The organism is Acidovorax sp. GW460-11-11-14-LB4 (genome assembly GCF_059423685.1).
The window spans coordinates 1-15,698 of record NZ_JBWKYJ010000039.1; the positions used below are offsets into that span (position 1 = coordinate 1).

The following is a 15,698-nucleotide window of genomic DNA, read 5'->3' on the forward strand; positions in this document are numbered from 1 at the left end:
GGGTTCTGCCGGTGGGGGGAGCGTTGGTGTGGCCGCAGGGGCAGGGGCCGTGGGAGCCTGCGCAGGCGACTCGGTCCGGCGGTGGCTGAAAGCGGTGTCCCGCTCTTCGGGCGTGCCGCGCTCAAACTGCAGCATCAGCAAGCCAGTCAGCCCCACCACGGCCAAGGTGGCCAGGGCCGAAATCTTCCAGCGGGCCTGGTTGGCGGCAGGGGGGGCCACTGGGGCCGCTGATGCCGATGCCGCAGCCGTGGCCATCATCTGGGCATGCGCACGCACGGCATCATGCACATGCACGCCGGGGCGGGCGCCTTCCTGTTCGCTGGCCTCGTGGTAGCGCCGGACCAGTTCGTCATCCTGCCGGGTCATACAAACTCCTTGAGGTGCTGGCGCAGGCTGGCCCGCGCGTAGCGCAGGCGGCTTTTGGCGGTTTCAAAGTTAACGCCGGTGGCCTCGGCAATCTCCTGCACGCTCAGATCTCCTTCGGCTTGCAACAAAAAGGCCTCGCGCTGCTCTGGCGGCAACTGCTCCACGGCGGCGATGAGCGCGGCGGCCTGCTCGCGCGACTGCAGCTGGCGCACGGGCCCGAAGCCCGAGTCCGCCACCAGCGTGTCTGCCAGGCTGCGCGCATCGTCGTCGCTGGCATCCAGGCTGGCATGGTGTTTGGCGGTACGCAGGTGGTCCACCAGCCGGTGGTGTGCCAAGGTGAACAGCCAGGTGCGGAACCTGGCCTTGACCTCGTAGCGGGCAGCGTTGCGCGCCACCGCAAACCACACGTCCTGCAGCAGGTCGTCGGCCACGGCCTGCACCTTCACGCTGCGAAACACGAACCGCCACACGGCCAGCTCGTGCCGGGCGTAGAGCTGGTCGAACGCACCCAGGTCGCCGCTGGCGTAACGCAGCATCAGCGTCTCGTCGGCATCGTCGTGGGGCGTGGCGGATGGCACCCGCGGATTATGCGAGGCCCGCATGCACCAGCGGGAGCGTACCGGTAGATGCTCCCAAGGCCTACCTCGGGTCGGGAACGTACGACAGGTTGTCGGACTGTGGAAACGCGCGGGGCACAGGGGGCCGCGCGATGGGCTCGCGGATCACGCCCGCAGCCATCAGGTTTTCGCGGCTGTCGTAGCGGATGCTGATGATTTCGTTAGGGCGGAGTTGCAGCCGGCTGAAGGTGGTGTGCGACACAACGGATGTCTCGCGCTGGCCGTGCGCCGTTCCCAGCTTGGCCGATGGCATAGGCGCCGCCTTGGCCGCGCTGTCGGCAGCCATCGAGCGCGCCGAGGACTCGGCCTCTGACGCTGGCGACGGTGCGGCGGCGGCTGGTGCTGGTGCCGACTGTGCCGAGGGCAGCGCAGGTGCAGGCTCTTCGCGCAAGCGCCCCAGGCTGTTGGCACTCCCGTTGCTGCCATCACGGCGCTGGCTGTATGGTTCGGGGACGACAGCGGGCGAGGGCACCGGTGGCTGTTCGCGGAACAGCGCTACGCCAATCACGCCCACGTGAGCGGGGCGGCCCGTGCGGGCGGCATACGAGTTGGCAATGTGCGAGAACTCGAACGCAGCGACTTCGCTGTTGCTCTTGCGCCAGCCGGTGATCTGGTAACGCTCATAGGGCGAGAACACATACCCGCCCTGGTCCCACGCAGCGGTTTCGCCGCTGAGTACATTCACACCGTCCACCGAAGGCACGGCCAGTACCCGCTCGCCCAGCCGGTTGCGTACGGTGATGGCGTACCGCGCGCCCGGGCGGCCGGCCACCCAGTATTCGCCTTGGGCGTAGTGCACCGGCAACGTGGCCCCTGTGTCGCGGTCCACGATGGTGACATCGGCTAGGCGGCCAATGGCATGGGCAGGCAGGTGGCTCAGGCCCAGCAACGCGGCCAGTGTCGCGAGGGCGGGCAGGGTGAGAAGGCGGGGTTTCATGGCAGCTCCATCAAAAAAGTGGTGGTGCTGGGTGAAACGAACGGGATAGCTAAATGGGGTTGAGCGGATGCAAAAAATCTAAAAATGTTCTTTAGGGCTTATCTCTTTCGGGCCACTTGACCATTTCGCGGGAGGACTGGGGGCCATCGAATAGACCTTTTGCCCAGTGAGCTAAAAGTCCGCGCGGCCCGTTAGCATGAGCGCATGCTTGCCGTCAAACCGTATCTCCAAAGCGCTTGCATCCGCCCAGATGCAGATGTGGACTACGAAACCTATCCCTACAACGTACCCTCGATCCGAGAACTGGGTCTGCTGCAGTTTCACCCGGACGTAACCTTCTTTGTGGGGGAGAACGGTTCTGGGAAATCAACGTTGTTAGAGGGGATCGCGTTGGCCCTGGGCTATAGCCCGGAGGGTGGCACTCGCAATTTCAGACTGGCTACGGCGGATTCAGAATCATCGTTGCATGAGGTGCTGCGGTTGGCGCGGAGCTACCGCAAGCCGCAAGATGGCTATTTCCTGCGGGCTGAGAGCTTCTTCAATGTGGCCACCTACATGGATGAGGTTGGCTACCTGGATAACTACGGCGGAAAATCGCTACACGCTCGGTCTCATGGCGAGGCGTTTATGGCGCTGCTGACGCACAAGTTCCAGGGCAAAGGGTTGTACTTGCTGGACGAGCCCGAGGCAGCCTTATCACCCAACCGCCAACTCGCTGCGCTGTATGCAATCCACCAATTGGTGGAAGACAAATCTCAATTCATCATTGCCACGCACTCCCCCATCCTGCTGTCCTATCCCAACGCCAAGATCATCCAATTCGATGGCGCTGGTCTGTCCGAAGTGGCCTTCGAGGACACGGAGCACTACGCGGTAACTCGTGACTTCCTCAACAACTATCCCCAGCGACTGAAGCGCTTGCTGGCCGACGACTAGATGGGATGGCTGGCAGCGGACGACACTAGCGCATGCGATTTTTTGTCTCCAGATTGTCTGTGATTAGATGATTTGGCGATTAAATAACAAGAATTAAGTCGTTTGGGTTTTAAAGGCTGGCTCGCAGAATCCCTGCCTGTGACCACCACCACCTCCATCATCATCGTCCCCGGCTGGCGCGATTCGGGCCCCGGCCACTGGCAAAGCCTGTGGGCCGAGCGCCTGCCCCACGCGCGCCGCGTGGTGCAGGACGACTGGATCACGCCCACGCGTTCAGCCTGGGTGAGTCAGTTGGAGAAGACGGTACTGGCCGCAACGCACCCTGTAGTGATCGTGGCACACAGCCTGGGCTGTATTGCCACCACCCACATGGGGCCGGAGGCTGCAGCCAAGGTGTGCGGCGCCTTGCTGGTGGCTCCTGCCGACCCCGAGCGCCGCGCCATCCTGAGCGACTTTGCCCCCGTGCCCTACGCGGCGTTGCCTTACCGCAGCATCGTGGTGGCCAGCAGCAATGACCCGTTTTGTCCCATTCGCCTGGCGGGCGCCTATGCCAGGGCCTGGGGCAGCGAGTTTGTGCGCATGCAGAACGCAGGGCATATCAATATTGACTCGGGCCATGGCGAATGGCCGCTGGGCTGGGCGTTGCTGCAGTCTTTGGAGGGCGACCACAGCACCATCCAGCGAGCTGCAGGGTACTCGCAGGTTTCTCCGGCCGCCGCCTGATTGCTATCTAATCGATAGCTTTCGGCGCATGTGTTACCAGCGCTTGGAGCCTGCAGGACCCGAGATGTCCGGCCCCGGGCTGCTGATGTGCGGTTTGGGGTCATGGCCCCGGCACGCCCTTCGAGATGCTTATATGCCAATTCTCGATTAATTAACAAGAATATATTCTTTTGAGTTTTAAGAGGTGGTCCGCACAATGCGGAATCTCCAGCATTTTTTGGGCGACTTCACCATGACTTCTTTGAAACTCAAGACCCTCCTGGCCTCTCTGGCCCTGGCCGCGAGCGGCATGGCTGCCGCTCAAAATTCGCTGCTCAATGTGTCGTATGACGTGGCCCGCGAGTTCTACAAGGACTACAACGTGGCCTTCGCTGCGCACTACAAGAAGACCACCGGCCAGGACGTGAAGATCGACCAGTCGCACGCCGGCTCCAGCGCCCAGGCCCGTGCCGTGAACGACGGTTTGGCTGCTGACGTGGTCACCATGAACACCACCACCGACGTACAGTTTCTGGCCGACAACGGCGTGGTTGCCAAGGACTGGGCCAAGAAGTTCCCGCACGACGCATCGCCCACCACCTCGACCATGCTGTTCCTGGTGCGCAACGGCAACCCCAAGAACATCAAGGACTGGGACGACCTGATCAAGCCCGGCGTGCAGGTGATCGTGGTCAACCCCAAGACCGGCGGCAACGGTCGCTATGCCTACCTGGCCGCCTGGGGCGCCGTGCGTGAAAAGGGTGGCACGGAGGCGCAGGCCGCCGAGTTTGTCGGCAAGCTGTACAAGAACGTGCCTATCCTGGCCAAGGGCGGCCGCGATGCCACGGCCACCTTCCTGCAGCGCAACCAGGGCGATGTGCTGATCACTTTCGAATCCGAGGTGGTCTCCATCGACCGCGAGTTTGGCGCGGGCAAGGTCGATGCCATCTACCCCTCGGTGAGCGTGGTGGCTGAAAACCCCGTGGCCGTGGTGGAACGCACCGTAGCCAAGAAGGGCACAGCCCAGCTGGCCAAGGCCTACCTGGACTACCTGTACTCGGAAGAAGCGCAAGAGATCGCAGCCAAGCACGCCATCCGCCCCCGTTCGGAGACCGTGCTCAAGAAGTACGCCGACACCTTCAAGCCGCTCAAGCAGTTCACGGTGGCCAAGTACTTCGGCTCGCTGACCGAAGCGCAGAAGGTGCATTTCAATGATGGCGGCCAGTTCGACAAGCTGTACACGCCCGGCGCCAAGTAAATAGGCCCAGCGCTTTTCCCGACTCACCACTGCATCTATGACCACTGCGACCGCTGTGGCCGCAGCCCCGGCCGGACGGCGCGCGCCCAAGCGCGTGCTGCCTGGCTTTGGGCTGTCACTGGGCTACACCCTTTTCTACTTGAGCATCATCGTGCTGATCCCGCTGTCGGCACTGATCTTCAAGACCTTCACGCTCACCTGGGACCAGTTCTGGGCGGCCATCAGCGCGCCGCGCGTGATGGCGTCGTACCGGCTGACCTTTGGCGCATCGTTTCTCGCGGCGCTGGTCAATCTGGTGTTTGGCCTGCTGATCGCGTGGGTGCTGGTGCGCTACAAGTTCCCGGGCAAGAAGATCGTCGATGCGCTGGTGGACCTGCCGTTTGCGCTGCCCACCGCCGTGGCAGGTATCTCGCTCACGGCCCTGCTGGCAGGCAACGGCTGGGTGGGCAGCATTCTGGAGCCCATGGGCATCCAGCTCGCGTTCAAGCCTGCGGGCATTGTGATTGCGCTGATCTTCATCGGCTTGCCATTTGTGGTGCGCACCGTGCAGCCCGTGCTGGAAGACGCCGAAAAGGAGCTGGAAGAAGCCGCCACCTGCCTGGGCGCCACGCGCCTGCAGACCTTTACCAAGGTCATCCTGCCCTCCATCACGCCTGCGCTGCTCACCGGCTTTGCCATGGCGTTTGCGCGGGCGGTGGGGGAATACGGCTCGGTGATCTTCATCGCGGGCAACATGCCCATGGTGTCGGAGATCACTCCGCTCATCATCATCGGCAAGCTGGAGCAGTATGACTACGCCGGCGCCACCGCCGTGGCTGTGGTGATGCTGGTCATCTCCTTCATCCTGCTGCTCATCATCAACGCGCTGCAAGCCTGGCAGCGCCGCCACGCGGGGGCACCAGCATGAGCGGCAACAACTCCCGAACCATTCGCCGCGCTCAGGCGGGCACGACCGAAGCGCCCTGGGTCCGCTACACGCTGATCGCCATCGCCTTGGCTTTCATGCTGCTGTTCCTGGTGCTGCCACTGGCCGCCGTGTTTGCAGAGGCGCTGCGCAAGGGCTTTGGCGCGTACCTGGAAGGCCTGCGCGAGCCCGATGCCTGGTCGGCCATCAAGCTCACGCTGATCACTGCGCTGATCGCTGTACCGCTGAACCTCGTGTTCGGCGTGGCAGCCGCGTGGTGCATTGCCAAGTACGAGTTCAAGGGCAAGGCCTTCTTGACCACGCTGGTGGACCTGCCGTTCTCTGTGTCGCCCGTGGTGGCGGGCCTGATCTATGTGCTGATGTTTGGCGCGCAAGGCTGGTTTGGTCCGTGGCTGCAGGCGCATGACATCAAGATCATCTTTGCCGTGCCCGGCATCGTGCTGGCCACCGTGTTTGTGACCTTTCCGTTCATCGCCCGCGAGCTCATCCCACTGATGCAGGCACAGGGCAATGACGAGGAGCAGGCCGCCATCGTGCTGGGCGCGAGCGGCTGGCAGACCTTCTGGTATGTGACGCTGCCCAACATCAAGTGGGGCCTGCTATACGGCGTGATCTTGTGCAACGCGCGGGCCATGGGCGAGTTTGGTGCCGTGTCGGTGGTGTCGGGCCACATCCGTGGGCAGACCAACACCATCCCGCTGCATGTCGAAATTCTCTACAACGAGTACCAGTCCGTGGCTGCGTTTGCTGCGGCCTCGCTGCTGGCTTTGCTGGCCCTGGTCACCCTGGTCATCAAGACCATTGCCGAGCACCGCAACGAACAGGCCCTGAAGGCCGCCGCCGAATTGCCGCCCGAGCGCCCCGCGCCCGCTGGCGTGTGAAGGAAACAGAACATGAGCATCGAAATCCGTAACGTCAGCAAGCAGTTTGGAGACTTCCAGGCCCTGCGCGATGTGAGCCTGGACATTGCCTCGGGCGAACTCATTGCGCTGCTCGGCCCCTCGGGCTGCGGCAAGACCACGCTGCTGCGCATCATCGCGGGCCTGGAGACGGCCGACGTGGGCACCATCCACTTCAGCGGCGAAGACACCACCGACGTGCATGTGCGCGAGCGCAACGTGGGCTTCGTTTTCCAGCACTACGCATTGTTCCGCCACATGACGGTGTTCGAGAACGTGGCTTTTGGCCTGCGCGTGAAGCCCCGCAGTGAGCGCCCCAGCGAAGCACAGATCAAGAAAAAGGTCATGGACCTGCTCAAGCTGGTGCAGCTGGACTGGCTGGCCGAGCGCTACCCCTCGCAGCTGTCGGGCGGCCAGCGCCAACGCATTGCGCTGGCTCGCGCGCTGGCGGTGGAGCCCAAGGTGCTGCTGCTCGACGAACCCTTTGGCGCGCTGGACGCCAAGGTGCGCAAGGAGCTGCGTCGCTGGCTGCGCCGCCTGCACGACGAGTTGCATGTGACCAGCATCTTCGTGACCCACGACCAGGAAGAAGCCCTGGAAGTGGCGGACCGCGTGGTGGTGATCAACCAGGGCAAGATCGAGCAAAGCGGCTCCCCCCAGCAGGTGTGGGACCAGCCTGCCAGCCCGTTTGTCTACGGCTTTTTGGGCGACGTGAACCTGTTCCACGGCCGCGCCCATGAAGGCCTGGTGCACCTGGACGGCATGCAGCTTGACTCGCCCGAGCACCAGGCGGCGCAGAACGCCAAGGCCTTTGCCTATGTGCGCCCGCACGACCTGGACGTGGAGCGCTACTCCCCGGGCGCGGGCCTGGACGCCGAAGGCCGTCCCCGTGGCATCGTGGCCCAGCTGAGCCGCGCCATTGTGGTGGGCCCCATTGCGCGCCTGGAACTTATTCCGACCGACGATCACAAACCAGCGGACAATGCGTCCCCAGAATCCCTGATCGAAGCGCAGATCCCTGCGCAGCAGTTCAAGGACATGGGTTTCAAGGAGGGTGAGACGCTGGTGGTGACACCACGCCGCGCCCGCGTTTTTCTGGATCACGCCGCCGGTATCTGAGTTGCTTCTCCTTCGAGGCCTCTCTGGGTAACCTGCGGTTTCGAGGGACAAGAATGATGGTGTTGAACTGGATTGATCAGGCCCCGCGTCGCGTGCTGGCGCTGATCAGCGTGGCCTGTGTGGCGATGCTGGCGTTTGGCATGTACCTGCAGCATGTGGTGGGCCTGGAGCCTTGCCCCATGTGCATCGTGCAGCGGTATGCGCTCATTGGTGTTGCTGTATTCACGGCCCTGGCTAGTGCGCGAGGCAATCGGGGCTGGTGGATGACCTGGGCGGTGCTGGCCGTGATCACTGCCGGGTTTGGCGCCTTTGTGGCGGCTCGCCAGAGCTGGCTGCAGTGGTACCCGCCGGAGATCGCTACCTGCGGTCGCGACTTCTACGGCATGATCGAAAACTACCCCATCAGCCGCGCCATCCCCATGATCTTCCGGGGCTCGGGCGATTGCACTGCGATCGACTGGACCTTCCTGGGTGGCTCGATTGCCAACTGGTCGTTCATCTGCTTCGTGGGGTTTGGCTTGGTGCTGCTGGCTGTGCTGGTGCGGGCGCTGAAGGGTGGCAACAAGCGAGGCTCTGGTTATTCGATGGCTTGATGCCTGTGAGGCGTGGGCTTGCATGAAAAAGGCGCTCCAGGGAGCGCCTTTTTCGTTGTGGGAAGGGCTTCCAGCGCCGGTGTTCCTGCTCCGAGCGCAGTCCCACCTGGTCGCATGAAAGCGCACAAGGTTGGCTATCCAAGCACCACGTCCCCTGCGTCCAGCGATGGCGGACGCAAAAGGTCTTCGTTGATGCCCATGGTCTGGCTGGCGCGTTCTACGGCCTGCCACAGTGGCGCAGGCATTTGCAATATCTCTTCCGGCGACGCAGAGCGTGCGATCCATGCACTGATTTGCAGGTGCTGCTCGTGGGTGAGGAGGTCCAGGTTCAACATTTCGTCGATGATTTTCATGCAGGGGCTACAGGGTCGATGGGGTGGCTTGGAGATGGCTCTGCGCGGTAAAGCCCTGAGGAGGCTGTGCTTTGCATGAAGCGAAGAGGGGTTGCTCCGTGACAACCTCTAGCGTCACGGAGCATGGTGTTTTGTAGAAGAGATGGTACCCAAAGCACCAATCTCAAGCGGGCCAGTGCGACAGCTTCAGCCTGGCATACCGGTGCCATGCGGGAACGGTACGCCTTGTGTACCGTCAACCCATGCGGGCAGTTTGGGCATCACCTGGCCAAACAGCGGACTGGCCTGCCATTGCGCCAGCCAGGCCTGCAGGCGGGGCCACGGCTGTGCGGTCCACCAGTCGGCATCAATGCCTGCAAACTGCCGCACAAAAGGCGCAATCGCCATGTCGGCCAGGGCCGCGTGGGTGCCGAACAGGTAAGGCTGATGTGGTGAGAGACGCGCCTCCAGCGCACCCAACCAGGCCACGGCTTGGGCGTGTTCCGCGTCCATGTCAGCGTCCGGGTATCTGCTGGGGTACTTGCACCGGTCCAGCGCCTGCTTGAACGGGCCATCGCATTCGGCAATCAGCGTGAGCATGTCTTCCAGGCTGCCATGGCTGGGGGTGAGCCAGCCTTCAGGGTCGTGGTGTCGCAGCGCCCACAGCATGATGTCCAGGCTCTGCTCCAGCACCTGGCTGCTGGGCAACACCAGCACGGGCACCGTGCCCTTGGGGGATGCTTGTAGCAGACCCTGGGGCTTGTTCCTCAGCACCACCTCGCGCAGTTCGCAAACCTGGCCGCTCACGGCCAGGGCCAGGCGGGCGCGCATGGCATAGGGGCAGCGGCGGAACGAGTACAGGACGGGCAGGGCGGTCATGTTGTGCCATCCATGCCATCGTCCTCCGCGTGCTTGGCCACAGCGCGTGTGGGGCGGCCGGGTTGCTGCGCGCCGATGTGCTCTTGCCCACGCTGCCGGGCCAGCTGCATCTGCCGCTCGCGCTCGGCCAGGGCGCGTTCCTGCTCGGGTGTGCGGGTGCCGTGGCAATACGGACAGCTCACACCGGGCACGTATTGTGACGACTGCAGTTCGGCCTCGCCCAGCGGCATGCGGCAGGATCGGCACAACTGGTGGTGGCCCGGTGCGAGGCCATGGCCTACGGACACACGTTCGTCGAACACAAAGCAGTCACCGTGCCAGCGGCTGGATTCTTCGGGCACGGTTTCCAGGTACTTGAGGATGCCGCCTTCCAGGTGGTACACCTCGTCAAAGCCTTGTGACTTGAGGAACGCGGTGGACTTTTCGCAGCGGATGCCGCCCGTGCAGAACATGGCCACGCGGGGCTTGCCAGCCAATACGCCGCCAGGCTGCGATTGCTGCGCCACCCAGGCCGGAAACTCTGCAAAGGTCTGCGTGTGCGGGTTGATGGCGCGCTCAAACGTGCCAATGCCCACCTCGTAGTCATTGCGCGTGTCCACCACCACCACGCCCGGGTCGTCGATGAGGGTGTTCCAGTCTTCGGGCTTCACATAGGTGCCTGCATTGCGCGCGGGGTTCAGGCCTGGCACGCCCAGGGTGACGATCTCGCGCTTGAGGCGCACGCGCATGCGGTAGAAGGGCATGCGCTCAGCCAGCGCCTCCTTGTGCTGCAGGGCGGCAAAGCGCGCATCGCTGCGCAGCCAGGCCAACACCGCATGCACGCCCTGTGGTTCGCCCGCAATGGTGCCGTTGATGCCCTCGGGCGCCAGCAACAGCATGCCGCGCACGCCGTTCGCGTCGCACAGGGACTGCAGGGGCTCGCGCAGGGCGGCAAAGTCTGGCAGGTCCACGAACTGATAAAGCGCGGCAGTGAGATAGCGGGGTGTGACCGAGTCCACGAAAAAGGCGTTTTTGAAACAGGAAGGGGGATGATAGCTGTCACCTTTCGTTACGATGCGGGGTTACCAACGCTGCTTGCAAGGTGGTCGCATGAGCAAGGAATCCACTCTCAATCTGTTCCGTCGGCTGGAGCAGCTCAACGGCATTGGCGCTGCGCTCTCGCGCGAGCGGGACATCGACCGGCTGCTGGAGAACATCCTGGAGGCCGCCAAGACCATCACCGGGGCCGACGGCGGCACGCTCTACAGCGTGACGGAAGACCAGTCGGCCCTCAAGTTCGAGATATTGCGCACCGACTCGCTGGGCATCAACCTGGGGGGCACCACGGGCAAACCCATCGACCTGCCGCTGTTACCGTTGCGCACGGCCGACGGCGGGCCCAATGATTCGCTGGTGGCGGCCCACGCGGCCATCCACGACCGCACGGTGAACATTGCCGACGCCTACAGCGCGGCAGGGTTTGATTTTTCGGGCACACGCGCGTTTGACCAGCGCACGGGCTACCGGTCGCAGTCGTTCCTCACGGTGCCGATGAAGAACCACGACCTCGAACTCATCGGTGTGCTGCAGCTCATCAATGCGCGCGACCCGGACACGGGCGAGGTCATCACCTTCTCGCAGGCCGACCAGAGCCTGGCCGAGTCGCTGGCCTCGCAGGCGGCCATTGCGCTCACCAACCGGCTGCTCATCACGCAGCTCGAACGCCTGTTCGAGTCGTTCGTGAACCTGATCAACCTGGCCATCGACGAAAAATCGCCCTACACCGGCGGCCACTGCCAGCGCGTGCCCGCTCTCACGATGATGCTGGCCGAGGCTGTGGATGCCACCCGCGAAGGGCCGTTGGCCGCGTTCAAGATGAGCGACCGCGACCGCTACGAGCTCAAGATGGCGGGCCTGCTGCACGACTGCGGCAAGATCACCACGCCTGTGCACGTGGTGGACAAGGCCACCAAGCTGCAGACCATCTACGACCGCATCGGCCTGGTGGACACGCGGTTTGAAGTGCTCAAGCGCGATGCCGAACTGGCCGCGCTGCGCCGCCAGCTGGCGTTGCGTCCGGTGGTGGATGCACGGGCTGAAGGCCAGGAGCTGCAGGCCCTGCAGCACGAGATCCATGCGCTGGAGGAAGACCGCGAGTTTCTGCGCCGCAGCAACACCGGCACCGAGGCCATGCGCCCCGAAGACCAGCAGCGTGTGCGCGATATTGCCGCCATGCGCCACTGGCGCAACCCGCAGGGTGTGCAAACGAGCTTTTTGACGGGGGAGGAGGTGGAGAACCTCACCATCCGCTCCGGCACGCTGAACCAGGCCGAGCGCGACACCATCAACTACCACATCGTTGCCACTATCAAGATGCTGGAGACGTTGCCCTGGCCGCGCCACCTCCAAAACGTGCCCGAATACGCTGGGGGCCACCACGAACGCATGGACGGCAAGGGCTATCCGCGTGGCCTCACGCGCCAGCAGATGTCGCTGCAGGCCCGCATGATGGGCATTGCCGACATCTTTGAGGCGCTGACGGCCGCAGACAGGCCCTACAAGAGTGGCATGACCCTGTCGCAGGCGCTGGCCATCATGTGCAGGATGCGGGACAACGGGCACATCGACCCCGACCTGTTCGAGGTGTTTGTGCGCGAAGGGGTGTACCTGCGCTATGGCCAGCAGTTTCTGGATGCGGAGCAGGTGGACGGGGTGGATGTGGCGGCGATGGGGTTTTGACATCGCCTCACCCTAGCGCATCATGGTGTACGTTTGCTATGTAATTGATAGCTTCTGGCGCATGATCCACTAGCGCTGCCGGCCAAAATCATCCCAATTCTTCAGCCCCGGCACCCACTGTAATGCTGGCCTGTGCCATCAGCCAGTCCCGGAACGCTGCCATGGCCCCCGTGGTGGTGCGCGATTGCAAGCGGGTCAGCCAGTAGGCGCCCCGGTGCAGCTCTTGCGCAAAGGGCTGCGCCAGGCGGCCCTGCTGCAGCTCGCGCGCGAACATCTTCACTGGCAACAGCGCCATGCCTGCGCCCTGCGCCGCCGCCTCGGCCAGCGTCAGGGACGAGTCGAACACCGCGCCACGCACCACGGGGCAGAGCGCACCCGCAGCCTCGAACCAGGCCGTCCATTCGTCGGTGCGGTAGCTGCGCAGCAAGGGCTGGCGCGCCAGGTCGGCCATCGTGCGCAGGCCATGGGCCAAGCCGGGCGAGCACATCACGGACATGGGCGCATCCATGATGCGGTCGGCCTGCGTGCCGTGCCAGGCACCGTCGCCAAAGCGGATGGCGTAGTCCAGCCCTTCGCCCGCCATGTCCACCCGGTTGTTGTGCGTGAGCAGGCGCAGGTCCACAAAGGGGCAGGTCTGCTGAAAGTCGCGCAGCCGGGGCAGTAGCCAGCCCACTGCAAACGTGCCCACGGCGCCCACGGTCAGCACCTCGCGCGGGCGGGTGTCGCCCAGCTTCTCCAGGGCGCGCTGCAGGTTGCCAAACGATTCCACCACCACCGGCAGCAGGGCCTGGCCTTCGTCCGTCAGCGCCAGGCCGCGTGGCAGGCGGCGAAACAGCGGTTTGCCCAGCCGGTCCTCCAGCTTGCGGATGTGCTGGCTCACGGCGGTCTGGGTCACGTGCAGCTCCTGGGCGGCGCGCGTGAGGTTGAGGTGGCGGGCCGAGGCCTCGAAGGCTCGCAGAGCATTGAGTGGCAGGTGCATGGCGCCAAAAGGTCAAAGTTTTTCTTGGGGCTTTTGGCAATTATTGTCGATGGTGCTGGGGGCTGAACCTCCGTATCGTTCGGGCCTTGTTCCCCACTACGCTTTCAATCGATATGCAAAGAAGACAGTTTTCCTTGGGTTTGATGGCCGCCACGGCCATGTCTTTATGGGGTTGTGCAGCTGCCAGCAACCCAGACCGCCGCGAGCAGACCGCCAGCGCATGGAGCGATGCCCTCGCCGGCATCGAACGCGCCGCCCAGGGCCGCCTGGGGGTGGCCATGCTGGACACCGGGTCGGGCCTCGCGTTGGGCTGGCGGCAGGACGAGCGTTTTGCCATGGCCAGCACCTTCAAGCTGGTGTTGGCCGGCTGGATGCTGGCTCTGGTGGACCAGGGCAAGGAGCGGCTGGATGCGCGCGTGCATTACCCGGCCACCGACGTGGTGGCGTACTCGCCCGTCAGCGGCCCGCGCGCGGGCGATGGTGGCGGCCTGACGGTGGGTGAGCTGTGCTCTGCCACCGTCAGCCTGAGCGACAACACCGCTGCCAATGTGCTGCTGGCCCGCCATGGCGGCCCGGCCGGGTTCACCGCGTTCGTGCGTTCGCTGGGTGACGAGGTCACGCGGCTGGACCGCACCGAGCCCACGCTGAATGAGGCTGCCGTGGGCGACCCGCGTGACACCACCACGCCGCTGGCCATGCTGCAGACCATGCAGAAACTGCTGCTGGGCAACGCGCTCAGCCCCATGTCCCGGGCCTGGCTGCAGCGCTGGCTGGTGGAGACCAGCACGGGCGATAAGCGCCTGCGCGCCGGTGTGCCGGGCTGGAAGGTGGGCGACAAGACGGGCACGGCGGGCGAGAGCGGCACGGCCAACGACATTGGCGTGTTGTGGCCGCAGGACGGCGGCGCGCCGGTGCTGGTGACCTGCTACCTCACGCGCTCCAAGGCGTCGCCGGAGCAGCGGGATGCGGCGATTGCGCAGTTGGCGCGCGCCGTGGCAGCCGCGCGCGAGACTTTCACCCGCTCTTAGAGCTTCTTGACCAGCACCTGGCTCTTGCGGTCCCAGTTGTACTTGCGCTTGCGGGCGTCGGGCAGCCAGTCCGGATCCACCGGCGAGAAGCCCCGCTTGATGAACCAGTGCATGGTGCGGGTGGTCAGCACAAAGATGCTGTCCAGCCCCAGCAGGCGCGCGCGCTGCTCGATGCGCTTGAGCAGCTTTTCGCCGTCGCCAGTTCCCTGGCTTTGCGGCGATACCGTCACCGCGGCCATCTCGGCCGTTTTGGCTTCGGGGTAGGGGTAGAGCGCCGCGCAGCCAAAAATCACGCCGTCGTGTTCGATGATGGTGTAGGTGGCGATGTCGCGCTCGATCTCGGTGCGGTCGCGCTTGACCAGCGTGCCGTCCTTCTCGAAGGGCTCGATCAACTGCAGGATGCCGCCCACGTCGTCAATCGTGGCCTCGCGCAGCTCTTCGAGCTTTTCGTCGATGACCATGGTGCCGATGCCGTCGTGCACATAGACCTCCAGCAGCAGCGAGCCGTCCACCGCAAACGGCAGGATGTGGCTGCGCTCCACGCCGGCCTTGCAGGCCTTCACACAGTGCTGAAGGTAAAAGCCCGTATCGGTGGGCTGCTGCGCCGGGGGCAACTGGGCCAGCAGCGCCTGCGCGGCGGCCAGCGGCAACTCGGTGTCGATGGGGTTGTCGTCGCTCTCGGGCTCGGTGGGCGACATGCGGATGCCCTGCACCTCGGTCAAAAAGATGAGTTTGTCGGCCCGCAGCTCGATGGCCACGCTCGTGGCCACTTCTTCCATGCTCAGGTTGAAGGCCTCGCCCGTGGGCGAAAAGCCAAACGGCGACAGCAGCACCAGCGCGCCCATGTCCAGCGTGCGCTGGATGCCGGCCACGTCCACCTTGCGAACCAGGCCCGAATGCTGAAAATCCACCCCATCCACAATGCCCACGGGCCGCGCCGTGAGAAAGTTGCCCGAGATCACGCGCACCGTGGCGCCCGCCATCGGCGTGTTGGGCAGGCCCTGACTGAAGGCCGCCTCGATCTCATAACGCAGCTGCCCGGCGGCCTCCTGCGCGCAATCGAGTGCCACGGAGTCAGTGATGCGGATGCCATGGGAGTACTTGGCCGCATGCCCCTTGGCTGCCAGCTGCTCATTCACTTGCGGGCGAAAGCCGTGCACCAGCACGATCTTCACGCCCATGGCCTGGATCAGTGCCAGGTCTTGCGCAATGCTGTGCAGCTTGCCGGCCGCAATCGCCTCACCCGTCAGCCCGATCACAAACGTCTGGTTGCGGAACTTGTGGATGTAGGGCGCCACCGAGCGGAACCAGGGGACGAAGGTGAAATTGAAGACGGCGGACATGGAGAAAGGTGTTTGGGGCAGTGGTGGTAATGCGCGAGGAGCGAATGATAAGTGTCCTTAGCGACCG

16 protein-coding genes and 1 pseudogene are annotated in these 15,698 nt (G+C 64.2%); 9 read left to right on the forward strand and 8 right to left on the reverse strand.

Annotated elements, in window-relative coordinates; genetic code table 11:
* The 3 genes and pseudogenes from AC07X4_RS14625 to AC07X4_RS14635 form a co-directional block, all read right to left on the reverse strand.
* Positions 1 to 366, reverse strand: a pseudogene (locus tag AC07X4_RS14625) (hypothetical protein); the annotation flags it as partial.
* On the reverse strand, positions 363 to 968 hold the full coding sequence (locus AC07X4_RS14630) for a sigma-70 family RNA polymerase sigma factor (protein WP_494740482.1): 606 nt from the start codon (positions 966 to 968) through the stop codon (positions 363 to 365). The pseudogene AC07X4_RS14625 and the gene AC07X4_RS14630, both read right to left, overlap by 4 nt.
* A gap of 37 nt (positions 969 to 1,005) precedes the next feature.
* Positions 1,006 to 1,920, reverse strand: a complete 915-nt coding sequence (locus AC07X4_RS14635) for a hypothetical protein (protein ID WP_494740483.1) — start codon at positions 1,918 to 1,920, stop codon at positions 1,006 to 1,008.
* Between the two features lie 204 nt (positions 1,921 to 2,124).
* On the opposite strand from AC07X4_RS14635, the gene AC07X4_RS14640 reads away from it, so the two are divergent.
* The 7 genes from AC07X4_RS14640 to AC07X4_RS14670 all read left to right on the forward strand — a co-directional run bounded on the left by AC07X4_RS14640 (position 2,125) and on the right by AC07X4_RS14670 (position 8,352).
* Entirely contained in the window at positions 2,125 to 2,856 is a 732-nt protein-coding gene (locus AC07X4_RS14640) for an AAA family ATPase (protein WP_494740484.1), read from the forward strand.
* A 138-nt stretch (positions 2,857 to 2,994) separates the two neighbouring features.
* Positions 2,995 to 3,579, forward strand: a complete 585-nt coding sequence (locus AC07X4_RS14645; RefSeq protein ID WP_494740485.1) for an RBBP9/YdeN family alpha/beta hydrolase — start codon at positions 2,995 to 2,997, stop codon at positions 3,577 to 3,579.
* 232 nt (positions 3,580 to 3,811) lie between these two features.
* A complete protein-coding gene (locus tag AC07X4_RS14650; protein ID WP_056067832.1) occupies positions 3,812 to 4,816 on the forward strand; it encodes a sulfate ABC transporter substrate-binding protein in 1,005 nt (334 codons plus the stop codon).
* Between the two features lie 37 nt (positions 4,817 to 4,853).
* A complete protein-coding gene (gene cysT / locus AC07X4_RS14655) occupies positions 4,854 to 5,723 on the forward strand; it encodes a sulfate ABC transporter permease subunit CysT (RefSeq protein ID WP_056746214.1) in 870 nt (289 codons plus the stop codon).
* The gene (gene cysW / locus AC07X4_RS14660) at positions 5,720 to 6,622 is read left to right on the forward strand and encodes a sulfate ABC transporter permease subunit CysW (RefSeq protein ID WP_056746212.1); all 903 of its coding nucleotides are present in this window, start codon (positions 5,720 to 5,722) and stop codon (positions 6,620 to 6,622) included. Before cysT ends, cysW begins: the two co-directional genes overlap by 4 nt.
* A 12-nt stretch (positions 6,623 to 6,634) precedes the next feature.
* Positions 6,635 to 7,759: a sulfate/molybdate ABC transporter ATP-binding protein gene (locus AC07X4_RS14665; protein ID WP_056067633.1), complete on the forward strand. Its 1,125-nt coding sequence runs from the start codon at positions 6,635 to 6,637 to the stop codon at positions 7,757 to 7,759.
* A 56-nt stretch (positions 7,760 to 7,815) separates the two neighbouring features.
* On the forward strand, positions 7,816 to 8,352 hold the full coding sequence (locus AC07X4_RS14670) for a disulfide bond formation protein B (protein ID WP_056746679.1): 537 nt from the start codon (positions 7,816 to 7,818) through the stop codon (positions 8,350 to 8,352).
* Between the two features lie 134 nt (positions 8,353 to 8,486).
* Here the strand turns inward: AC07X4_RS14670 and AC07X4_RS14675 are convergent, their stop codons facing one another.
* The 3 genes from AC07X4_RS14675 to trhO form a co-directional block, all read right to left on the reverse strand.
* Positions 8,487 to 8,705 (reverse strand): hypothetical protein, encoded by a 219-nt coding sequence (locus AC07X4_RS14675; protein WP_108497288.1) that lies wholly within the window; start codon positions 8,703 to 8,705, stop codon positions 8,487 to 8,489.
* Positions 8,706 to 8,891: 186 nt separating this feature from the next.
* Positions 8,892 to 9,563, reverse strand: coding sequence for a glutathione S-transferase (locus AC07X4_RS14680; RefSeq protein WP_494740486.1), 672 nt, complete (start codon positions 9,561 to 9,563; stop codon positions 8,892 to 8,894).
* Positions 9,560 to 10,561 carry an oxygen-dependent tRNA uridine(34) hydroxylase TrhO gene (trhO, locus tag AC07X4_RS14685; RefSeq protein ID WP_494740487.1) on the reverse strand — a complete coding sequence of 334 codons (1,002 nt, stop codon included), beginning with the start codon at positions 10,559 to 10,561 and terminating at the stop codon, positions 9,560 to 9,562. Before trhO ends, AC07X4_RS14680 begins: the two co-directional genes overlap by 4 nt.
* 91 nt (positions 10,562 to 10,652) lie before the next feature.
* On the opposite strand from trhO, the gene AC07X4_RS14690 reads away from it, so the two are divergent.
* Positions 10,653 to 12,281: a GAF and HD-GYP domain-containing protein gene (locus AC07X4_RS14690; RefSeq protein ID WP_494740488.1), complete on the forward strand. Its 1,629-nt coding sequence runs from the start codon at positions 10,653 to 10,655 to the stop codon at positions 12,279 to 12,281.
* A gap of 88 nt (positions 12,282 to 12,369) precedes the next feature.
* Here AC07X4_RS14690 and AC07X4_RS14695 read toward each other — a convergent pair whose 3' ends face one another.
* Positions 12,370 to 13,260, reverse strand: a complete 891-nt coding sequence (locus tag AC07X4_RS14695) for a LysR substrate-binding domain-containing protein (protein WP_494740489.1) — start codon at positions 13,258 to 13,260, stop codon at positions 12,370 to 12,372.
* A 113-nt stretch (positions 13,261 to 13,373) separates the two neighbouring features.
* On the opposite strand from AC07X4_RS14695, the gene blaACA reads away from it, so the two are divergent.
* Positions 13,374 to 14,288 (forward strand): ACA family class A beta-lactamase, encoded by a 915-nt coding sequence (gene blaACA / locus AC07X4_RS14700; RefSeq protein WP_494740490.1) that lies wholly within the window; start codon positions 13,374 to 13,376, stop codon positions 14,286 to 14,288.
* On the opposite strand, the gene argA is transcribed toward blaACA, so the two are convergent.
* Complete coding sequence (gene argA / locus AC07X4_RS14705) at positions 14,285 to 15,631, reverse strand: amino-acid N-acetyltransferase (RefSeq protein ID WP_015014347.1); 1,347 nt, start codon at positions 15,629 to 15,631, stop codon at positions 14,285 to 14,287. The genes blaACA and argA overlap by 4 nt on opposite strands.
* Positions 15,632 to 15,698: the final 67 nt, after the last annotated feature.

Coding starts and splice junctions, on each gene's coding strand:
- AC07X4_RS14630 (WP_494740482.1), bottom strand. CDS start 968: ATGCGGGCCTCGCATAATCCGCGGGTGCCATCCGCCACGCCCCACGAC.
- AC07X4_RS14635 (WP_494740483.1), bottom strand. CDS start 1,920: ATGAAACCCCGCCTTCTCACCCTGCCCGCCCTCGCGACACTGGCCGCG.
- AC07X4_RS14640 (WP_494740484.1), top strand. CDS start 2,125: ATGCTTGCCGTCAAACCGTATCTCCAAAGCGCTTGCATCCGCCCAGAT.
- AC07X4_RS14650 (WP_056067832.1), top strand. CDS start 3,812: ATGACTTCTTTGAAACTCAAGACCCTCCTGGCCTCTCTGGCCCTGGCC.
- cysT (WP_056746214.1), top strand. CDS start 4,854: ATGACCACTGCGACCGCTGTGGCCGCAGCCCCGGCCGGACGGCGCGCG.
- cysW (WP_056746212.1), top strand. CDS start 5,720: ATGAGCGGCAACAACTCCCGAACCATTCGCCGCGCTCAGGCGGGCACG.
- AC07X4_RS14665 (WP_056067633.1), top strand. CDS start 6,635: ATGAGCATCGAAATCCGTAACGTCAGCAAGCAGTTTGGAGACTTCCAG.
- AC07X4_RS14670 (WP_056746679.1), top strand. CDS start 7,816: ATGGTGTTGAACTGGATTGATCAGGCCCCGCGTCGCGTGCTGGCGCTG.
- AC07X4_RS14675 (WP_108497288.1), bottom strand. CDS start 8,705: ATGAAAATCATCGACGAAATGTTGAACCTGGACCTCCTCACCCACGAG.
- AC07X4_RS14680 (WP_494740486.1), bottom strand. CDS start 9,563: ATGACCGCCCTGCCCGTCCTGTACTCGTTCCGCCGCTGCCCCTATGCC.
- AC07X4_RS14690 (WP_494740488.1), top strand. CDS start 10,653: ATGAGCAAGGAATCCACTCTCAATCTGTTCCGTCGGCTGGAGCAGCTC.
- AC07X4_RS14695 (WP_494740489.1), bottom strand. CDS start 13,260: ATGCACCTGCCACTCAATGCTCTGCGAGCCTTCGAGGCCTCGGCCCGC.
- blaACA (WP_494740490.1), top strand. CDS start 13,374: ATGCAAAGAAGACAGTTTTCCTTGGGTTTGATGGCCGCCACGGCCATG.
- argA (WP_015014347.1), bottom strand. CDS start 15,631: ATGTCCGCCGTCTTCAATTTCACCTTCGTCCCCTGGTTCCGCTCGGTG.